Source organism: Streptomyces sp. NPDC001231, assembly GCF_042896885.1.
Lineage (GTDB): Bacteria > Actinomycetota > Actinomycetes > Streptomycetales > Streptomycetaceae > Streptomyces.
The window spans coordinates 205,478-219,103 of record NZ_JBIAXS010000009.1; the positions used below are offsets into that span (position 1 = coordinate 205,478).

The 13,626-nt window shown below is 71.9% G+C and carries 16 protein-coding genes and 1 pseudogene; 6 read left to right on the forward strand and 11 right to left on the reverse strand.

Annotation, left to right across the window (positions count from 1 at the left end; all coding sequences use genetic code 11):
* Positions 1-6: 6 nt before the first annotated feature.
* From ACFY3J_RS13820 to crcB (ACFY3J_RS13840), 5 genes are all read right to left on the reverse strand, one after another.
* The gene (locus ACFY3J_RS13820; protein WP_141364147.1) at positions 7-939 is read right to left on the reverse strand and encodes a glutaminase; all 933 of its coding nucleotides are present in this window, start codon (positions 937-939) and stop codon (positions 7-9) included.
* 70 nt (positions 940-1,009) lie between these two features.
* A complete protein-coding gene (locus ACFY3J_RS13825; RefSeq protein WP_384179742.1) occupies positions 1,010-1,846 on the reverse strand; it encodes an undecaprenyl-diphosphate phosphatase in 837 nt (278 codons plus the stop codon).
* A gap of 98 nt (positions 1,847-1,944) precedes the next feature.
* Entirely contained in the window at positions 1,945-2,313 is a 369-nt protein-coding gene (gene crcB / locus ACFY3J_RS13830; protein ID WP_384179740.1) for a fluoride efflux transporter CrcB, read from the reverse strand.
* On the reverse strand, positions 2,310-2,690 hold the full coding sequence (locus ACFY3J_RS13835; protein ID WP_384179738.1) for a DUF190 domain-containing protein: 381 nt from the start codon (positions 2,688-2,690) through the stop codon (positions 2,310-2,312). The genes crcB (ACFY3J_RS13830) and ACFY3J_RS13835 overlap by 4 nt, the downstream gene beginning before the upstream one ends.
* Positions 2,687-3,148 (reverse strand): fluoride efflux transporter CrcB, encoded by a 462-nt coding sequence (gene crcB / locus ACFY3J_RS13840; RefSeq protein WP_384179736.1) that lies wholly within the window; start codon positions 3,146-3,148, stop codon positions 2,687-2,689. Before crcB (ACFY3J_RS13840) ends, ACFY3J_RS13835 begins: the two co-directional genes overlap by 4 nt.
* A 348-nt stretch (positions 3,149-3,496) precedes the next feature.
* Between crcB (ACFY3J_RS13840) and ACFY3J_RS13845 the strand changes: the two genes are divergently transcribed.
* Complete coding sequence (locus tag ACFY3J_RS13845) at positions 3,497-3,841, forward strand: VOC family protein (RefSeq protein WP_225077712.1); 345 nt, start codon at positions 3,497-3,499, stop codon at positions 3,839-3,841.
* A gap of 57 nt (positions 3,842-3,898) precedes the next feature.
* Here the strand turns inward: ACFY3J_RS13845 and ACFY3J_RS13850 are convergent, their stop codons facing one another.
* The 3 genes from ACFY3J_RS13850 to ACFY3J_RS13860 form a co-directional block, all read right to left on the reverse strand.
* Positions 3,899-4,306, reverse strand: coding sequence for an SseB family protein (locus ACFY3J_RS13850; protein ID WP_141364137.1), 408 nt, complete (start codon positions 4,304-4,306; stop codon positions 3,899-3,901).
* 188 nt (positions 4,307-4,494) lie between these two features.
* Positions 4,495-5,508 carry a PP2C family protein-serine/threonine phosphatase gene (locus ACFY3J_RS13855; protein ID WP_390840906.1) on the reverse strand — a complete coding sequence of 338 codons (1,014 nt, stop codon included), beginning with the start codon at positions 5,506-5,508 and terminating at the stop codon, positions 4,495-4,497.
* Positions 5,509-5,956: 448 nt separating this feature from the next.
* Complete coding sequence (locus ACFY3J_RS13860; protein ID WP_384179734.1) at positions 5,957-6,964, reverse strand: LacI family DNA-binding transcriptional regulator; 1,008 nt, start codon at positions 6,962-6,964, stop codon at positions 5,957-5,959.
* Between the two features lie 182 nt (positions 6,965-7,146).
* On the opposite strand from ACFY3J_RS13860, the gene ACFY3J_RS13865 reads away from it, so the two are divergent.
* A complete protein-coding gene (locus ACFY3J_RS13865) occupies positions 7,147-8,301 on the forward strand; it encodes a Gfo/Idh/MocA family protein (RefSeq protein ID WP_384179732.1) in 1,155 nt (384 codons plus the stop codon).
* Between the two features lie 11 nt (positions 8,302-8,312).
* Here the strand turns inward: ACFY3J_RS13865 and ACFY3J_RS13870 are convergent, their stop codons facing one another.
* On the reverse strand, positions 8,313-8,828 hold the full coding sequence (locus ACFY3J_RS13870) for a GNAT family N-acetyltransferase (protein ID WP_390840907.1): 516 nt from the start codon (positions 8,826-8,828) through the stop codon (positions 8,313-8,315).
* Positions 8,829-8,959: 131 nt separating this feature from the next.
* On the opposite strand from ACFY3J_RS13870, the gene ACFY3J_RS13875 reads away from it, so the two are divergent.
* Together ACFY3J_RS13875 and ACFY3J_RS13880 are read left to right on the forward strand one after the other, a co-directional pair.
* Positions 8,960-9,766 (forward strand): thioesterase family protein, encoded by an 807-nt coding sequence (locus tag ACFY3J_RS13875; protein ID WP_384179728.1) that lies wholly within the window; start codon positions 8,960-8,962, stop codon positions 9,764-9,766.
* Positions 9,767-9,879: 113 nt separating this feature from the next.
* Positions 9,880-10,905 carry an alcohol dehydrogenase gene (locus tag ACFY3J_RS13880; RefSeq protein WP_384179726.1) on the forward strand — a complete coding sequence of 342 codons (1,026 nt, stop codon included), beginning with the start codon at positions 9,880-9,882 and terminating at the stop codon, positions 10,903-10,905.
* Between the two features lie 86 nt (positions 10,906-10,991).
* On the opposite strand, the gene ACFY3J_RS13885 is transcribed toward ACFY3J_RS13880, so the two are convergent.
* Positions 10,992-11,216, reverse strand: a complete 225-nt coding sequence (locus ACFY3J_RS13885) for a hypothetical protein (protein WP_390840908.1) — start codon at positions 11,214-11,216, stop codon at positions 10,992-10,994.
* A gap of 195 nt (positions 11,217-11,411) precedes the next feature.
* Between ACFY3J_RS13885 and ACFY3J_RS13890 the strand changes: the two genes are divergently transcribed.
* Both ACFY3J_RS13890 and ACFY3J_RS13895 read left to right on the forward strand, forming a co-directional pair.
* Positions 11,412-11,906: a lamin tail domain-containing protein gene (locus tag ACFY3J_RS13890; protein ID WP_384179722.1), complete on the forward strand. Its 495-nt coding sequence runs from the start codon at positions 11,412-11,414 to the stop codon at positions 11,904-11,906.
* Positions 11,907-12,022: 116 nt separating this feature from the next.
* Positions 12,023-12,471: pseudogene (locus ACFY3J_RS13895) on the forward strand (hypothetical protein).
* Positions 12,472-12,533: 62 nt separating this feature from the next.
* Here the strand turns inward: ACFY3J_RS13895 and ACFY3J_RS13900 are convergent.
* Positions 12,534-13,478 (reverse strand): MIP/aquaporin family protein, encoded by a 945-nt coding sequence (locus tag ACFY3J_RS13900; RefSeq protein ID WP_384179718.1) that lies wholly within the window; start codon positions 13,476-13,478, stop codon positions 12,534-12,536.
* Positions 13,479-13,626: the final 148 nt, after the last annotated feature.

Genomic DNA, 13,626 nt, shown 5'->3' on the forward strand with positions numbered 1-13,626 from the left:
CGCCCCTCAGAACACCGACAGGCCGGTGAGGGTCGTGAAGCGGTCCAGGGCCGCCACGCCGGCCACCGAGTTGCCCCGCTCGTCCAGTCCGGGGCTCCACACGCACAGCGCGCACCGGCCCGGTACGACGGCGATGATGCCGCCGCCCACACCGCTCTTGCCGGGCAGGCCCACGCGGTAGGCGAAGTCGCCGGCCGCGTCGTACGTCCCGCAGGTCAGCATGACCGCGTTGACCTGCTTGGCCTGGCTGCTGGCGAGCAGCCGGGTGCCGTCCGCCCTTATGCCGTGCCGGGCGAGGAACGTGGTGGCCAACGCCAGGTCGGCGCAGGATGCCGCGATCGAGCACTGGCGGAAGTACTGGTCCAGCAGGACCGGCACCGGGTTGTCCACGTTGCCGTAGGACGCCATGAAGTGGGCGAGGGCGGCGTTGCGGTCACCGTGCGCGGTCTCGGACGCGGCGACCTCCTCGTCGAAGTCCAGCTCGGGGTTGCCGCTCTCGGCGCGCAGGAAGCTCAGCAGCTCGCCCGCCGCGTCGCCGGTACGGGTCTGGAGCCGGTCGGTGACCACCAGGGCGCCGGCGTTGATGAACGGGTTGCGCGGGATGCCGTTCTCGTACTCCAGCTGCACCAGGGAGTTGAAGGGGTTGCCGGAGGGCTCTCGGCCCACGTGCTCCCACAGTTCGTCGCCCTCACGCGCCAGGTCGAGGGCGAGGGTGAACACCTTGCTGATGGACTGCGCGGAGAACGGCTCCCGCCAGTCCCCCACCCCGTACACCGTGCCGTCCAGCTCGGCGACGGCCATACCGAAGGCGCGGGCGTCACGGGCCGCGAGCGCCGGGATGTAGTCGGCGGGGCGCCCGCGGCCGGGCGTGTGCTCGATCTCCTCGGCGATGCGCTCCAGGACCGGCAGGTAGGTCGGGGACGACGTCATGATCGCCATTCTGCCTCCCGCCGGTCCCGACGCGCCGCGTCGGTGGGCCGGGCGGCGGGCCTCGGCCGCCACCCGGTGCTCAGCTGCTGAGGACACCAGTGCCGAGCAGGCCGAACAGCAGCAGGCCGATCAGGATCCGGTAGACGACGAACGCGTTGAAGGAGTGCTTGGCGACGAACTTCAGCAGCCAGGCGATGGAGGCGTAGGCGACCACGAAGGACACGACGGTGCCGACGGCCAGCGGGACGGCGCCCACGCTCGCGCCGAGGGCGTCCTTGAGCTCGTAGATGCCGGCGCCGGTCAGGGCCGGGAGGCCGAGGAAGAAGGACAGGCGGGTGGCGGCGACGCGGTCCAGGTCCAGGATGAGCGCGGTGGACATGGTGGCGCCGGAGCGGGAGAAGCCGGGGAAGAGCAGGGCGAGGATCTGCGAGCTGCCGACCAGCATCGCGTCCTTGAAGGAGGTGTCGTCCTCACCGCGCTTGTGCCGGCCCATCTGGTCCGCACACCACATCACGGCACTGCCCGCGATCAGCGAGCCGGCGACCACCCACAGGGAGCCGAGCGGCCCTTCGATGAAGGGCTTGGCGGCCAGGCCCACCACGACGATCGGGATGGTCGCGAAGATGACCCACCAGGCGAACTTGTAGTCGTGGTGGTAGCGCTCCTCCCGGTTGGCCAGCCCGCGGAACCAGGCGGACATGATCCGCACGATGTCCTTGAAGAAGTACACCAGCACGGCGGCGATGGCACCGACCTGGATGACGGCGGAGAACGCGACGACCGACTTGTCGTCGACGGGGATCCCCATGAGCCCCTCGGTGATCTTCAGATGGCCGGTGGAGGACACGGGAAGGAACTCGGTCACCCCCTCGACGACTCCGAGAACGACGGCCTGACCGACGGAGATGGCGCTCATGGGATCCAGTTCTGGGGCTGTTGGTCGACAGTGGTGTAGACACTCTTACGGTGCCGAGGTGACGGCCGGGTGACCGGCGGCGGAATCCGCGGCGACCGTCAGAGGCTTCCGGCGATCCACACCCCGGCGAAAGCCGCGCCGAGGCCCGCCGCGACGCTGGCGACGACGTTGGCGAGGGCGTAGGAGCCCGCACCGGTCTCGGTGAGCCGCAGCGTCTCGTAGGAGAAGGTCGAGTACGTGGTCAGGGCCCCGCACAGACCGGTGCCCAGGAGCAGTTGCAGGTGCGGTCCGGCGACGCCCGCGGCCGCCGCGCCGGCCAGCAGGCCGAGGATCAGGCAACCGGTGACGTTCACCACGAAGGTGCCCCAGGGGAACACCGAGTCGTGCCGGGACTGCACCGCGCGGTCGGTGAGGTAGCGCAGGGGCGCCCCGACCGCGGCCCCGAGGACCACCAGCAGCCAGTTCACGTCGGCTTCCTGCCCTTCGCGCCCGCGTCGCCGGAGCCGGCCGCGCGGCCGACGTACCGGATGACCTCGCAGTCGTCGAGTATCACCAGCCCCTCGGCGACCAGTTCGTCCAGCCGCGGCAGGAACGCCCGCACCCGCTCCTCGGTGTCCACGATCACCACCGCCACCGGCAGGTCCTCGCTCAGCGACAGCAGCCGCGAGGTGTGGATCAGGGAGGTCGCGCCGAACCCCTCGATACCGCGGAAGACGCTGGCGCCGGCGAGGCCCGCCGCGTGGGCCCGGTGGACGATCTCGGAGTACAGGGGCCGGTGGTGCCAGGTGTCGTTCTCTCCGATGAAGACGGTCACACGCAGCGCGCTGCCGGTGAGCCTGGTCATCGCTGCCTCCACTTCAGAACGCGGCGGGCCGCCGTCATGGCCAGCCACACCGCCGCGAGGGCCGCGCACGGGGTCGCGGCGAGGTACGCCAGCCCGATGCGGGCGTGGCCGGAGTCCACCAGCCGCTGGATGTCGACGGCGTAGGTGGAGAAGGTGGTGAAGCCACCGAGCACGCCGGTGCCGAAGAACGGGCGGACCAGGCGGTGGGCGCCCCACACGTCGGTGATGACCACCATGAAGACGCCGATCACCGCGCAGCCGAAGGCGTTGACCCAGAAGATCGCCCAGGGAAAGCCCCCGGCCGGCGTCGGCAGCCACTGCGAGACGGCGTACCGGGCGGTGGCCCCGAGCGCTCCGCCGAGTGCCACCACCGCGACCACCGGCGCCTGCGTCCGCCAGGCACGCCGCCGTGCGGGACTGCTCCGCGCCCGAAGGCTGTCGGTTTCCGGGACTGTCATGCTCGTACGTCTCCTGCTCGCCCGCGCCCGGACATGCCGGAGCGCTCCTGTGATGCGAGTAGGGACCGTTGGCGGCAGCACTGCCACGGTTAGGTACGGCGGGCCCCACCGCCGCGCCGCGAACCCGTCGCGGCCGGGCTACAGGCTAACCCCGCCGGATCCGCACCGCACGCGCCGACGGGGGTGTGTACGGCGAGGCGGGTGACGCTTCCCGGCAACCGGTCAGGATCGGAGAAGCCACACGGCGCATCCTCGCCCTAGCGTGGAACCACCGACGCACACGTCGGCCCTTCCCGCTGCGGAACACGAAGCCGAATACCGCCGAATACCTAGGAGTACGCCATGGCCATGACTGCCGGCCTGCAGACGATCATCTACCCCGTCAAGGACCTCGACCGGGCGAAGGCCCTGTTCAGCGCACTGCTGGAGGTCGAGCCGTACGCCGACGCGCCCTACTACGTCGGTTTCAAGGCCGCCGGGCAGGACGTCGGGCTCGACCCGAACGGGCACGCCAAGGGCATGACCGGACCGGTGCCGTACTGGCACGTCGACGACATCAGGGCCCGGCTGGCGGCGCTGGTGGCCGCGGGCGCCGAGGTGCTTCAGGACGTGCAGGACGTCGGCGGCGGCCGGCTGATCGCCTCGGCGAAGGACGCGGACGGCAACCTCATCGGCCTCCTCCAGGACGCCTGAGCCGGCCACCACCGTGGTGCCGCCGCCGACCGGCCCGGCTGTTCCTCGCGGCGCCGCTCAGCCCTGCGGCCGGGCCAGCAGGTTGCGCACCCCCTCCGAGGTGAGCGTCAGACCGTGCGGCGAGCTGGCGTCTATGGTCAGCGACAGGTCGTCGGCCGGCCACTGGGAGGCCAGCGCGCCGAGCGGCACGAGGCGGTAGCGGGAGACGAAGGGCAGCAGGTCGGACATCTCCAGTTCGGAGGTGAACACGGGCACCACCGGCTCCCCGCCCGGTTGTTCGAGGACGGGCAGGGCCACCGCCGTGGGGTTGGTGGCGTCCTCCTCGCTCGCGTCGTCGGGCACGGGGACCAGCACGTCGCTGCTCGCGAGCGTGTCCAGCGCCACCGTGTCCTCGGCGTTCTCGGCAAGCACGTCCAGCGCTTGCTGGGCGGGCGTCGGGGTGTTGTCGTTCGCTGGTGTCTGCATGGCGGTTTCCCTGGTCGCGGCAGTCGAGCGGCCCGCCCGGGAGGTGACCGGCCGGGCACGGGTCCTGCACGCGTACCCGATCGCACACGGCGCAATCGCGAGGCGCCCGGAGATTCCACGAGCTGTCCGGCCGATCGCCGCGACCGATGGCCGACGACGCACCGCACGGTGTCACCGGACGACAGGGCCTAAGGGCCGCGGCGGATCGCGACGGCCGCGGCGTCGTCGCCCAGGTGGCCGTGGGTGTAGGCGACGAGGTCGTCGTGCAGTCGGCGCAGGACCAGCCCCGGCGGTTCTTTGACCCAGGCGCCGGCCCGGTCGACGAGGGGGTAGAAGTCGCCCCGCGCGTTGCGCGCCTCCAGGACGCCGTCGGTGTGCAGGAGCAGGGTGTCGCCGGGCAGGAAGGGGAACGAGGCGACCACGTAGTCCAAGGCTTCGGACAGTTCACCCAGGCCCAGCGGTGGCGCGACGACCTGCGCGGTCAGGGGGGCGGCGGTTTCCGCGCCGATGAGCAGCGGGGACGGATGGCCGCAGTTGAGGAGGTGCAGCACGGGCTCGCTGTCGGGGATGTCCACGAGCAGGGCGGTGGCGAAGGACTCGTCGATGTCGAGCATCTGCGCGGTCTGCCACTGCCGGAACTCCCAGCGCATGGCGCCGTCCAGGTGCACGGCCAGACGCGGCAGCGAGGGCCGGCGGTGTGCCGCCGCGCGGAAGGCGCCGAGCAGCAGTGCGGCATGACTGATCGCGGGCAGTCCCTTGCCCCGCACGTCGGCGATGAGCAGCCGGGTGCTGTGTCCGGTGCGGGCGGCGGCGTAGAGGTCCCCGCCCATGGTCGCCTCGTCCTGGGCGGCGAGGTACAGGCAGGCGATCCGCAGGGGGCCGCTGCGCTCGGGCAGGGGTGGGAAGAGCACGTCCTGGACGGCCTGTGCCACGACCCGGCTCTGCGTCAGCTGGTGCTCGCGCCGGTCCCGGAACAGGCAGAACACCACGATCAGACTCGAGACGATGAACAGCGACGCGACTTGGGCCTGGAGGTTCTGGGTGCCCAGCGTTCGCTGGAGGCCCCCGATGAGGAGTTCGGTCCCGGCGGCCAGCGCACCGATCAGGGCGGTGAGCCAGGGCCCGGAGAACGCGGCGGTGAACGCGGGAGCCGCGACCAGCAGCGGGCCGAGGTGCACGTCCGGCGGGGTCAGGGAGTCCACGACGCCGACCACAGCGATCAGTACCAGGGGGATGACGACCAGTACCCGTCCCGATGGTGAGCGCCGTAGGTCCATTAGCGACACACGCCATGTTCTCACCCCTGGCACGGACCGGCGAGGGCGTTGGTCTCCGCAGGCCGGGGGCTCAGGACGGTGGCCGCGGTGGACGGCGCCGGGGCGGGCCCTCCGCGACGCGCAAGGCGCGGAGGACCCCGGGGCGCTCACTTCCGAACCCCGGTGTCCGGGTAACCAGCGGCCCGGGGGTGATTCGCCGGGTCCGCCCCGCCCGTGGAACCCGCTCGGCCGCCGCGCCACCCGGGCTGCCGGATCCACCCGGCCGGCGCCGGCCCGGGTCCCACGGAACCACCCGACCGACGCCAGTGCCAGGCCCCACGGAACCACCCGACCGATGCCGGCCCGTCCCACTGGGCGTCCCGGAGGGTGCTCGTCAGCCTGTCCCGGCGGGCGGTGCGGTCGTGCCGCGCACCTCCAGGACCGGGCTGGTCAGGTCGACCGTGCGAGGCAGGTCCGGGTCGTCGATGCGGTCGAGCAACCGCTGGGCGGCACGTCGGCCCACGTCGTGGCTGGCGTTGTCCACGCTGGTCAGCCACACGTGACGCAGGCGCGACAGGTAGGTGTTGTCGTAGCCGGCCAGGGAGAGGTCCTGCGGGACCCGGAGGCCGCTCTCCTCGGCGGCGGACAGCGCGCCGACGCAGGCCATGTCGTTGACCGCGAACACGGCGGTGGGCCGCCGGGTACGGCTGAGCAGCCGTACGGTGGCCCGGTAGCCGCCCTCCTCGGTGAGGTCGCCCTGCTCGACGACCGCCGTGCCGGCCAGCCCGTGTGCGCGCATGGTGGCCTCGAAGCCGCGGCGGCGCAGGTCGCCGACCGCGCCCCGGCCGGCGATGTGGGCGATGTGCCGGTGGCCGAGGGCGATGAGGTGCTCGGTGGCCAGCCGGGCGCCCTGCTCGTCGTCGCCCGCGACGACGTCCACCCCCGGCAGTTCGGGTTCGCGGGCACCCGCGACGACCGTGGGCACCCGGCCGGCCGCGACGCGCAGCGCCCCCGGATCCCGCAGGGTGCCGACGGCGACCAGGCCGTCGACGCGCAGTTCGGTGAAGGTGCGGGTGAGGTCCTCCCCCAGGCGCCGGTTGAGGTGGCCGTCGGCGAGCAGCATGTGCAGACCGGATTCGTACAGGCGGGAGTTCAGACCGTCGAGGAGTTCCACGAACCAGGGGTTGCGCATGTCGTTCAGCAGCACGCCGACGGTGCGGGTGCGGCGCTCGCTGAGGCTGCGGGCGGCGGCGTTGGGCCGGTAGCCGAGTTCCTCGACGGCGGCGAGCACCGCCTGCCGCTTCTCGGGGCGCACGCCGGCGGAGCCGCGCAGCACCAGCGAGACCAGGGACTTGGACACACCGGCGCGCGCGGCGACGTCTCGGATGGTGGGCGGTCGCACGTTGTGGACCGTTCCATGAGGGCAGGCCCCTTGTAAAGAGGCCGGAAGGCAGTCCGGGCAATGAGGCCGGAAGGCGGTCCGGAAGCGCTCGCAGGGTGCTTCATACGATGGCTTGACACCTGGCGGGAGGCGGCCTCATCGTGAGCCACCAGGTTTTGGATCGGTCCAAACGAGGGGCTTTCATGGTGCCTACGCTCGGAGTCGCCGTCGTCGGATTCGGCTGGATGGGACGAGTGCACACCCAGGCGTACGCCCGCGTGCCCCACCACTTCCCCGGGCTCGCGGTACGGCCGCACCTGGTCGCCGTCGCCGACGAGGTGCCCGGCCGGGCCGAGGAGGCGGCCGGGCGGTACGGCTTCGACTCCGCCACTCGCGACTGGCGGGAGATCGCCGCCGACCCCCGGGTGCGGGCGGTCAGCATCACCGCCCCGAACTTCCTGCACCGCGAGATCGGTCTCGCCATGGCCGAGGCGGGCAAGCACATCTGGATCGAGAAGCCGGTGGGTCTGAGCGCCGACGACGCCCGCGCGGTCGCCGACGCGGCCGCCAGGACCGGTGTGCGGGGAACGGTCGGCTTCAACTACCGCAACGCCCCCGCCGTCGCCGCCGCCCGCGAGATGATCGCGGCCGGTGAGATCGGCAGGGTCACCCATGTCCGCATCCGGCTGTTCAGCGACTACGCGGCCCACCCGGAGGGTGCCCTGACCTGGCGCTACGAGCGTGAACGCGGCGGCAGCGGGGTACTGGGCGACCTGGCCTCGCACGGGGTCGACCTGGCCCGCCATCTGCTCGGCGAGATCGAGTCGCTGGCCGCCGACACCGCGGTCTTCGTGCCCGAACGGGCCCGGCCGGCCGGCGCCACCGCGGGTCACACCAGGGCGGCGGGCGGCGAACTCGGTCCGGTCGAGAACGACGACTACGTCAGCTGCCTGCTGCGTTTCACCTCCGGCGCGCGCGGCGTCCTGGAGGCGTGCCGGGTCTCGGTGGGCGAGCAGAACAACTACGGCTTCGAGATCCACGGCACCAGGGGCGCGCTCTGGTGGGACTTCCGGCGCATGGGCGAACTCGGCGTCAGCCGCGGCACCGCGTACCAGGACCAGCCCGTCAGCACGGTCTACGTGGGCCCCGGCCAGGGCGAGTACGGGGCCTTCCAGCCGGGTGCGGCCAACGCCATGGGCTACGACGACCTCAAGGTCATCGAGGCGTACCACTTCCTGCGCTCGGTCACGGAGGGCGGGGTCCACGGCGCCACCCTCGACGACGCCGTGTCCGCCGCGGTGGCCCTGGACGCGATGACCCGCTCCGCCGAGGAGCACGGGTGGGTGAGCCTCGGCTGACCCGTGCCGCCTCATCCCGGCGTCAGGTCCGTGCGCGGGGTGATCGCCCAGTGGTTGGTGCGCAGCAGCCGGCCGGCGAACGCCACCTCGCGTTCGGCGACGAACCGGAAGCCGAGCGAGCGGCAGATGCCGTTCGAGGCCGCGTTGGTGGTGGCCGGGAAGGCGTGCACCACTTCCCAGCGCTCCTCGTCCCGCGCCCGTTCCAGCAGCGCGCGGGCCGCACGCCCGCCGAGGCCGCGGCCCTGGTACCGCGGCAGCACCATCCAGCCGATCTCCGACATCGGGCCGTCGCCACCGTCGTGGGTCCAGATGGTCACCGTCCCGGCCACCTCCTCGGGGGTGCCCGGGTCAGGGACGATCATCTTGATCCAGGCGACGCCGGCCGCCGCCTGCCGGGCGTCCCGGCGCACCTTGTCCGCCATGCCGGCGACCGGCAGGGGCCCGCCGAGCTCGGCCATCATGACCGGGTCGCAGCGCATCCGGACGTACGCGTCCACGTCGTCGGGGGTGACGTCACGCAAGAACACGGGGCCTCCTGACGGCAGGTGGGTGTAGGTGCCAAGTATGGGCTGGGTCATGATGGGCTGCCCGGCCGATGCGGCGCGAGAGACCCGTGCCTGTTCGGCTTCCCTGTGAACAGCCCGAGGAGAAGCACCCGTTGAACACCGGCGCCCCGGTTCCCGACAGCTACTACGAGCGCATCGACGAGCACCGTTTCAAGCCCACCGCACACGCCGGTGGCGCCTGGGACGTGCGCGAGCAGCACTTCAGCCCGCTGGGCGGACTGGTCGTCCACGCGGTCGAGGACCATCTGGCCGCGCGTGGGGGCAGCGCGCTCATACCGGCACGGATCAGCTACGACATCCTGGGCCGCCCGGCCCTGGACGAGTGCGAGATCGAGGTGGAGACCCTCCGCCCCGGCCGCACCATCGAACTCCTGGAAGCCGTCGTGCGCATCGCCGGCCGCCCGGTGGTCCGGGCCCGCGTCTGGCTGCTGTCGGCCCAGGACACCACGGCCGTCGCCGGGGGTGCCGGCGACCGGCTCACCCCGCCCGACCGGCTCGAACCGTGGGCGATGAGCGAGTTCTGGCCGGGCGGTTACATCGCGTCCCTGGACGTGCGTCCGGTCGCCCCGCCGAGCCCCGGCCGCACCACCGCCTGGGTCTCCACCCCGCTCACCCTGGTCGCCGGCGAACCCAGCAGTCCGCTCGCCTCCTACCTCTCCCTCGTCGACACGGCGAACGGCATCGCCGTACGCCAGTCGCCCACCGCGTGGATGTTCCCGAACGTCGACCTGACCGTGCACCTGCACCGCCGCCCGGAGGGCCCCTGGACCGGTCTGGACACCACCGTGTCCTTCGGCCCGACCGGCGTGGGCCTGACCAGCACGGTCCTGCACGACCTGCACGGCCCGGTCGGCCACGCCCAGCAGATCCTGACCGTGCGCCCCATGCCGGGCGGCTGACGGCGGCCGGGCCCTTCGCGGGTTCGCCGCCCGGTCCCGTACGGCGCGCGCGATCGGCAGGGAGCTGATGTCCTGGTTGCGGGGGCCGTCGTACCCGCTTCCGGGAGAGACAGATGAGTACCTACACAGTGGCGCAGGTGACCACCGCCGGCGGTCCGTTCGAGATCGTCGAACGTGAGGCGGCGGAGCCGGGCCGTGGCCAGGTCGCGATCACCGTGGAGGCGTGCGGAGTCTGCCACAGCGACAGCTTCTTCGTGGACGCCGTGATGCCCGGGGTCACTTTCCCGGTGGTTGCCGGACACGAGATCGCCGGGCGGATCGAGCAGCTCGGCGAGGGGACGCGGGACCAGGGCTGGCAGGTGGGCGACCGGGTGACGGTGGGCTGGTTCGGCGGCAGCTGCCACCACTGCACCCCGTGCCGGCAGGGCGACTTCATCGTGTGCCCGAATCTGAAGGTCCCCGGCTGGTCCTACGACGGCGGCTTCGCCGAGCGGGTGATCGCACCGGTCGACGCCCTGGCCCGGATCCCCGACGCACTGGCGGCGGCCGACGCCGGGCCGATGGCGTGCGCGGGCGTGACCACGTTCAACGGACTGCGGCGCAGCTCCGCGCAGCCGGGTGACCTGGTGGCCGTGCTCGGCATCGGAGGCCTGGGTCACCTGGGGGTGCAGTACGCGGTGGCCATGGGCTTCGAGACGGTGGCGATCGCACGCGGGGCCGACAAGGCCGACTTCGCCAAGCAGCTCGGCGCGCACCACTACGTCGACAGCACGACGGACACCCCCGTCGCCGACGCGCTGCGATCGCTGGGCGGTGCCAAGGTCGTGCTGGCCACGGCCGGCAGCTCCGAGGCGATCGCGGCGACCGTCGACGGGCTGTCGCACCGCGGTGAGCTGGTGGTGATCGGGGCGGCGCCCGCGCCGCTGGGGATCAGCCCGCTCCAGCTGATCACTGGCGCCCGGATCATCCGCGGCCACCCGTCGGGCACCGCGCAGGACGTGCAGGACACCATGGCGTTCAGCGCCCTGCACGGGATCCGTCCGATGACCGAGACGGTGCCGCTGGGCCAGGCCGGCGAGGCGTACCGGAAGATGCTCGCGGGCACCGCTCGGTTCCGCATGGTGCTCACGACCGGATGACCAACCGGTGCGGGACCACGGCCGGTTGTCACGCACCGGGTGAAGCGCTCAGGCCTTCCGGGCAGGCGGGCAGGCATGCTGCCGCGTCAGCCGCCCGGCGGGCTCCTGCACCAACCGGGCCGTGACGACCAGAGTGGAGTGGAGTACTGGGCGAGGATGCCGCCGAGCACGTCGTCGGCCGGGCTCAGCGCGGTCATCGAACTCCGGGCGTCCAACTCGCCTGTTTTCGGGACTTCTTCGGCGTAGGCGGCGGGGACGGTGTCGCACGACTGGCGGATCGCAGTGACCGTGAGGCCGGTGGGTTCGGTCACACGGGCAGATGCTGGCGAAAGGGCCGGCCGCCCGGGCCCGGAGCGCCGCGGAGCACGTCACCCGCGACACGGGGCTGGGCTCGCGCGTCCAGGAGACACGGCGACCTTCACATTCTCTCCATCTCCCCGCCATCCCATTCTTACTTCTTGTGTATGCTCCTGAGGCTCCATTGGCACCATTGAGGGGGGAACCTCATGCGTATACGCTCCGCGCTGGCCGTGGCCGCCACCGCCGGGACGGTCGCCGTCGTCGCCGCCGCACCGGCGCAGGCCGCCGAATACTCGTCCGCGCTGAAGGTCAAGGGCGTCCAGTACGACGCACCCGGACGGGACTCCAACAACTGCCGTACCGGCAACACCAAGAACGAGTACCTGACGATCAAGAACTACTCGCGCACCGCGACCGTCAATCTCAAGGGCTACGTGGTCAAGGACGCCTCCGGCAACCGGTTCACGTTCCGCGCCGACCACAAACTCGAGCCCGGCGACTACGTGAAGCTGCGCGGGGGCAAGGGCACGGACTCCGACGCCAAGAACGTCGTCTACCGCCAGAACTGCAACTTCATCTGGAACAACGACAAGGACACCATTTACCTGCTCAAGCCCTCCGGTGCCCGCGCCGACGTCCACTCCTACACCAAGGCCCGCGACGACCGCGACGGCGACGGCTACATCCGCTACCACGGCTGAGCCCGCGCCGATCCGGCCGGCCGCCGGGAAACTCACGGCGGCCGGCCCTCGGATCGGACCCAGGGGGGACCTTGAACCAGCACCACCAGCCGCGACGACCGCGCGGCAGATCCGGCATGCGGCCGTCGCACCGGCGCGGAGTCGTGCGGGCCGCGGGCATCGCCCTGCTCGCGATGGGAGCCTTCGGCTGCGGCCAGTCCGCAGACGGCGCCGCGAAGCCGCAGCCCAGCGTGACCGTCACGGCCACGGCCACGGTCACGGCGACCGAGACCGTCACACCCGAGCCCACCGCGACGGTCACCACCACGGAAACCGTCAGGACGCCCGGTCCGACGGTCACCGTCACCAAGGCGGCCGCCGCCGGAACCAGCACCAGCCGCAGCAGTGGCAGCGCGGGCGGCAACAGCGCGAGCGGCACATGCTCGATCGTCTCCAACGCGGGCACTGCTACCAGGCGGGGCAGTTCTGCCGCAACAGCGACCACGGAGCCCGGACCACCACCGCGAACATCACGCCGATCACGTGCTCCTTCCGCTCCAACTCGTGGCGTTGGACGTACTCCTGACGGAGCGTCGGTGACAAGGCCGCCCCGGGCGTCCTGCGCGCACCCGCCCGGCGACGGGGCGGCTACGTGTCGCTCTCTTCGGTCGGACGGGTACGTCCGGGCTCCGGGAGCTTGTTGTCCTGGGCACGGATGTGCAGTACGTCGCCGATGAACAGGTCGTACACCAGAACACCGACGACCCCGCCGATGAGCGGTCCGACGATCGGGATCCACCAGTAGTGGCTGAACGACCCGGCCAGGCTGCCGGGCAGAGCCAGGTCTCCCCACCCGGCGAAGAACGTGAACAGGCGCGGGCCGAAGTCACGGGCCGGGTTGATGGCGTACCCGGCGTTCGCTCCGTAGGAGATGCCGATGGCGGCCACCACGAAGCCGATGACCAGCGGCCCGAGGTTGGCCTTCACGGCGGTGTTGCGCAGGTCGATGACCGCCACGATCAGCATGACCAGGAACGCGGTGCCGACGATCTGGTCCACGAGCGGCCCCCAGTAACCGCCGTGGAAGTAGGGCGCCGGGAAGGTGGCGAAGATCGAGAACGAGGCGACGGTGTGCCCGTGCGTCTTCGGTCCCTTCACCGCCTGGTCGAAGGTGTTGATCGCGTCGTGATAGACCGCGTAGACCAGCGCGGCGCCGACGAAGGCGCCCGCCACCTGCGAGATCCAGTACGGAATCACCTTCGCCCAGGGGAACTTGCGGCGCACCGCGAACGCCAGCGTCACCGCCGGGTTGATGTGCGCCCCGCTGACCCCTCCGGCGACGTACACGCCGAAGGCCACCGCGAAGGCCCAGCCCCAGCCGACCAGCAGCCAGTCACCGGCGCCGATGAAGAACGTCGTGGGCCCCTCGGTGCGTCCCGAGCCGGGCAGCGCCGCGACCGCCATGGCCACCGAGCCGCATCCGAAGGCGATGAGGACCAGTGTCCCCAGGAACTCTGCCATGCATTCGCCCCAGAGCCCGCCACGGCGCCTGAGCCGTGAGGGTCTCAGCAGGGGCGGGATTACCACGGCCATATCGGCCCCCTCGACGAACAGGACGGCCTCGCGTTACCGCCCAGCCGCGGACGGCCCCGCCTCACTGCCCAGTCTGCGCGCCGGGCCGGACCGAGGCCACTCGGTCCGGCCCGGGACACCGCCGGGCCGGCTGCGACGTCCCCGGCAC

Coding starts and splice junctions, on each gene's coding strand:
- ACFY3J_RS13900 (WP_384179718.1), bottom strand. CDS start 13,478: ATGGCCGTGGTAATCCCGCCCCTGCTGAGACCCTCACGGCTCAGGCGC.
- ACFY3J_RS13825 (WP_384179742.1), bottom strand. CDS start 1,846: ATGAGCGCCATCTCCGTCGGTCAGGCCGTCGTTCTCGGAGTCGTCGAG.
- ACFY3J_RS13890 (WP_384179722.1), top strand. CDS start 11,412: ATGCGTATACGCTCCGCGCTGGCCGTGGCCGCCACCGCCGGGACGGTC.
- ACFY3J_RS13880 (WP_384179726.1), top strand. CDS start 9,880: ATGAGTACCTACACAGTGGCGCAGGTGACCACCGCCGGCGGTCCGTTC.
- ACFY3J_RS13865 (WP_384179732.1), top strand. CDS start 7,147: ATGGTGCCTACGCTCGGAGTCGCCGTCGTCGGATTCGGCTGGATGGGA.
- ACFY3J_RS13850 (WP_141364137.1), bottom strand. CDS start 4,306: ATGCAGACACCAGCGAACGACAACACCCCGACGCCCGCCCAGCAAGCG.
- ACFY3J_RS13845 (WP_225077712.1), top strand. CDS start 3,497: ATGACTGCCGGCCTGCAGACGATCATCTACCCCGTCAAGGACCTCGAC.
- ACFY3J_RS13820 (WP_141364147.1), bottom strand. CDS start 939: ATGGCGATCATGACGTCGTCCCCGACCTACCTGCCGGTCCTGGAGCGC.
- crcB (WP_384179736.1), bottom strand. CDS start 3,148: ATGACAGTCCCGGAAACCGACAGCCTTCGGGCGCGGAGCAGTCCCGCA.
- ACFY3J_RS13835 (WP_384179738.1), bottom strand. CDS start 2,690: ATGACCAGGCTCACCGGCAGCGCGCTGCGTGTGACCGTCTTCATCGGA.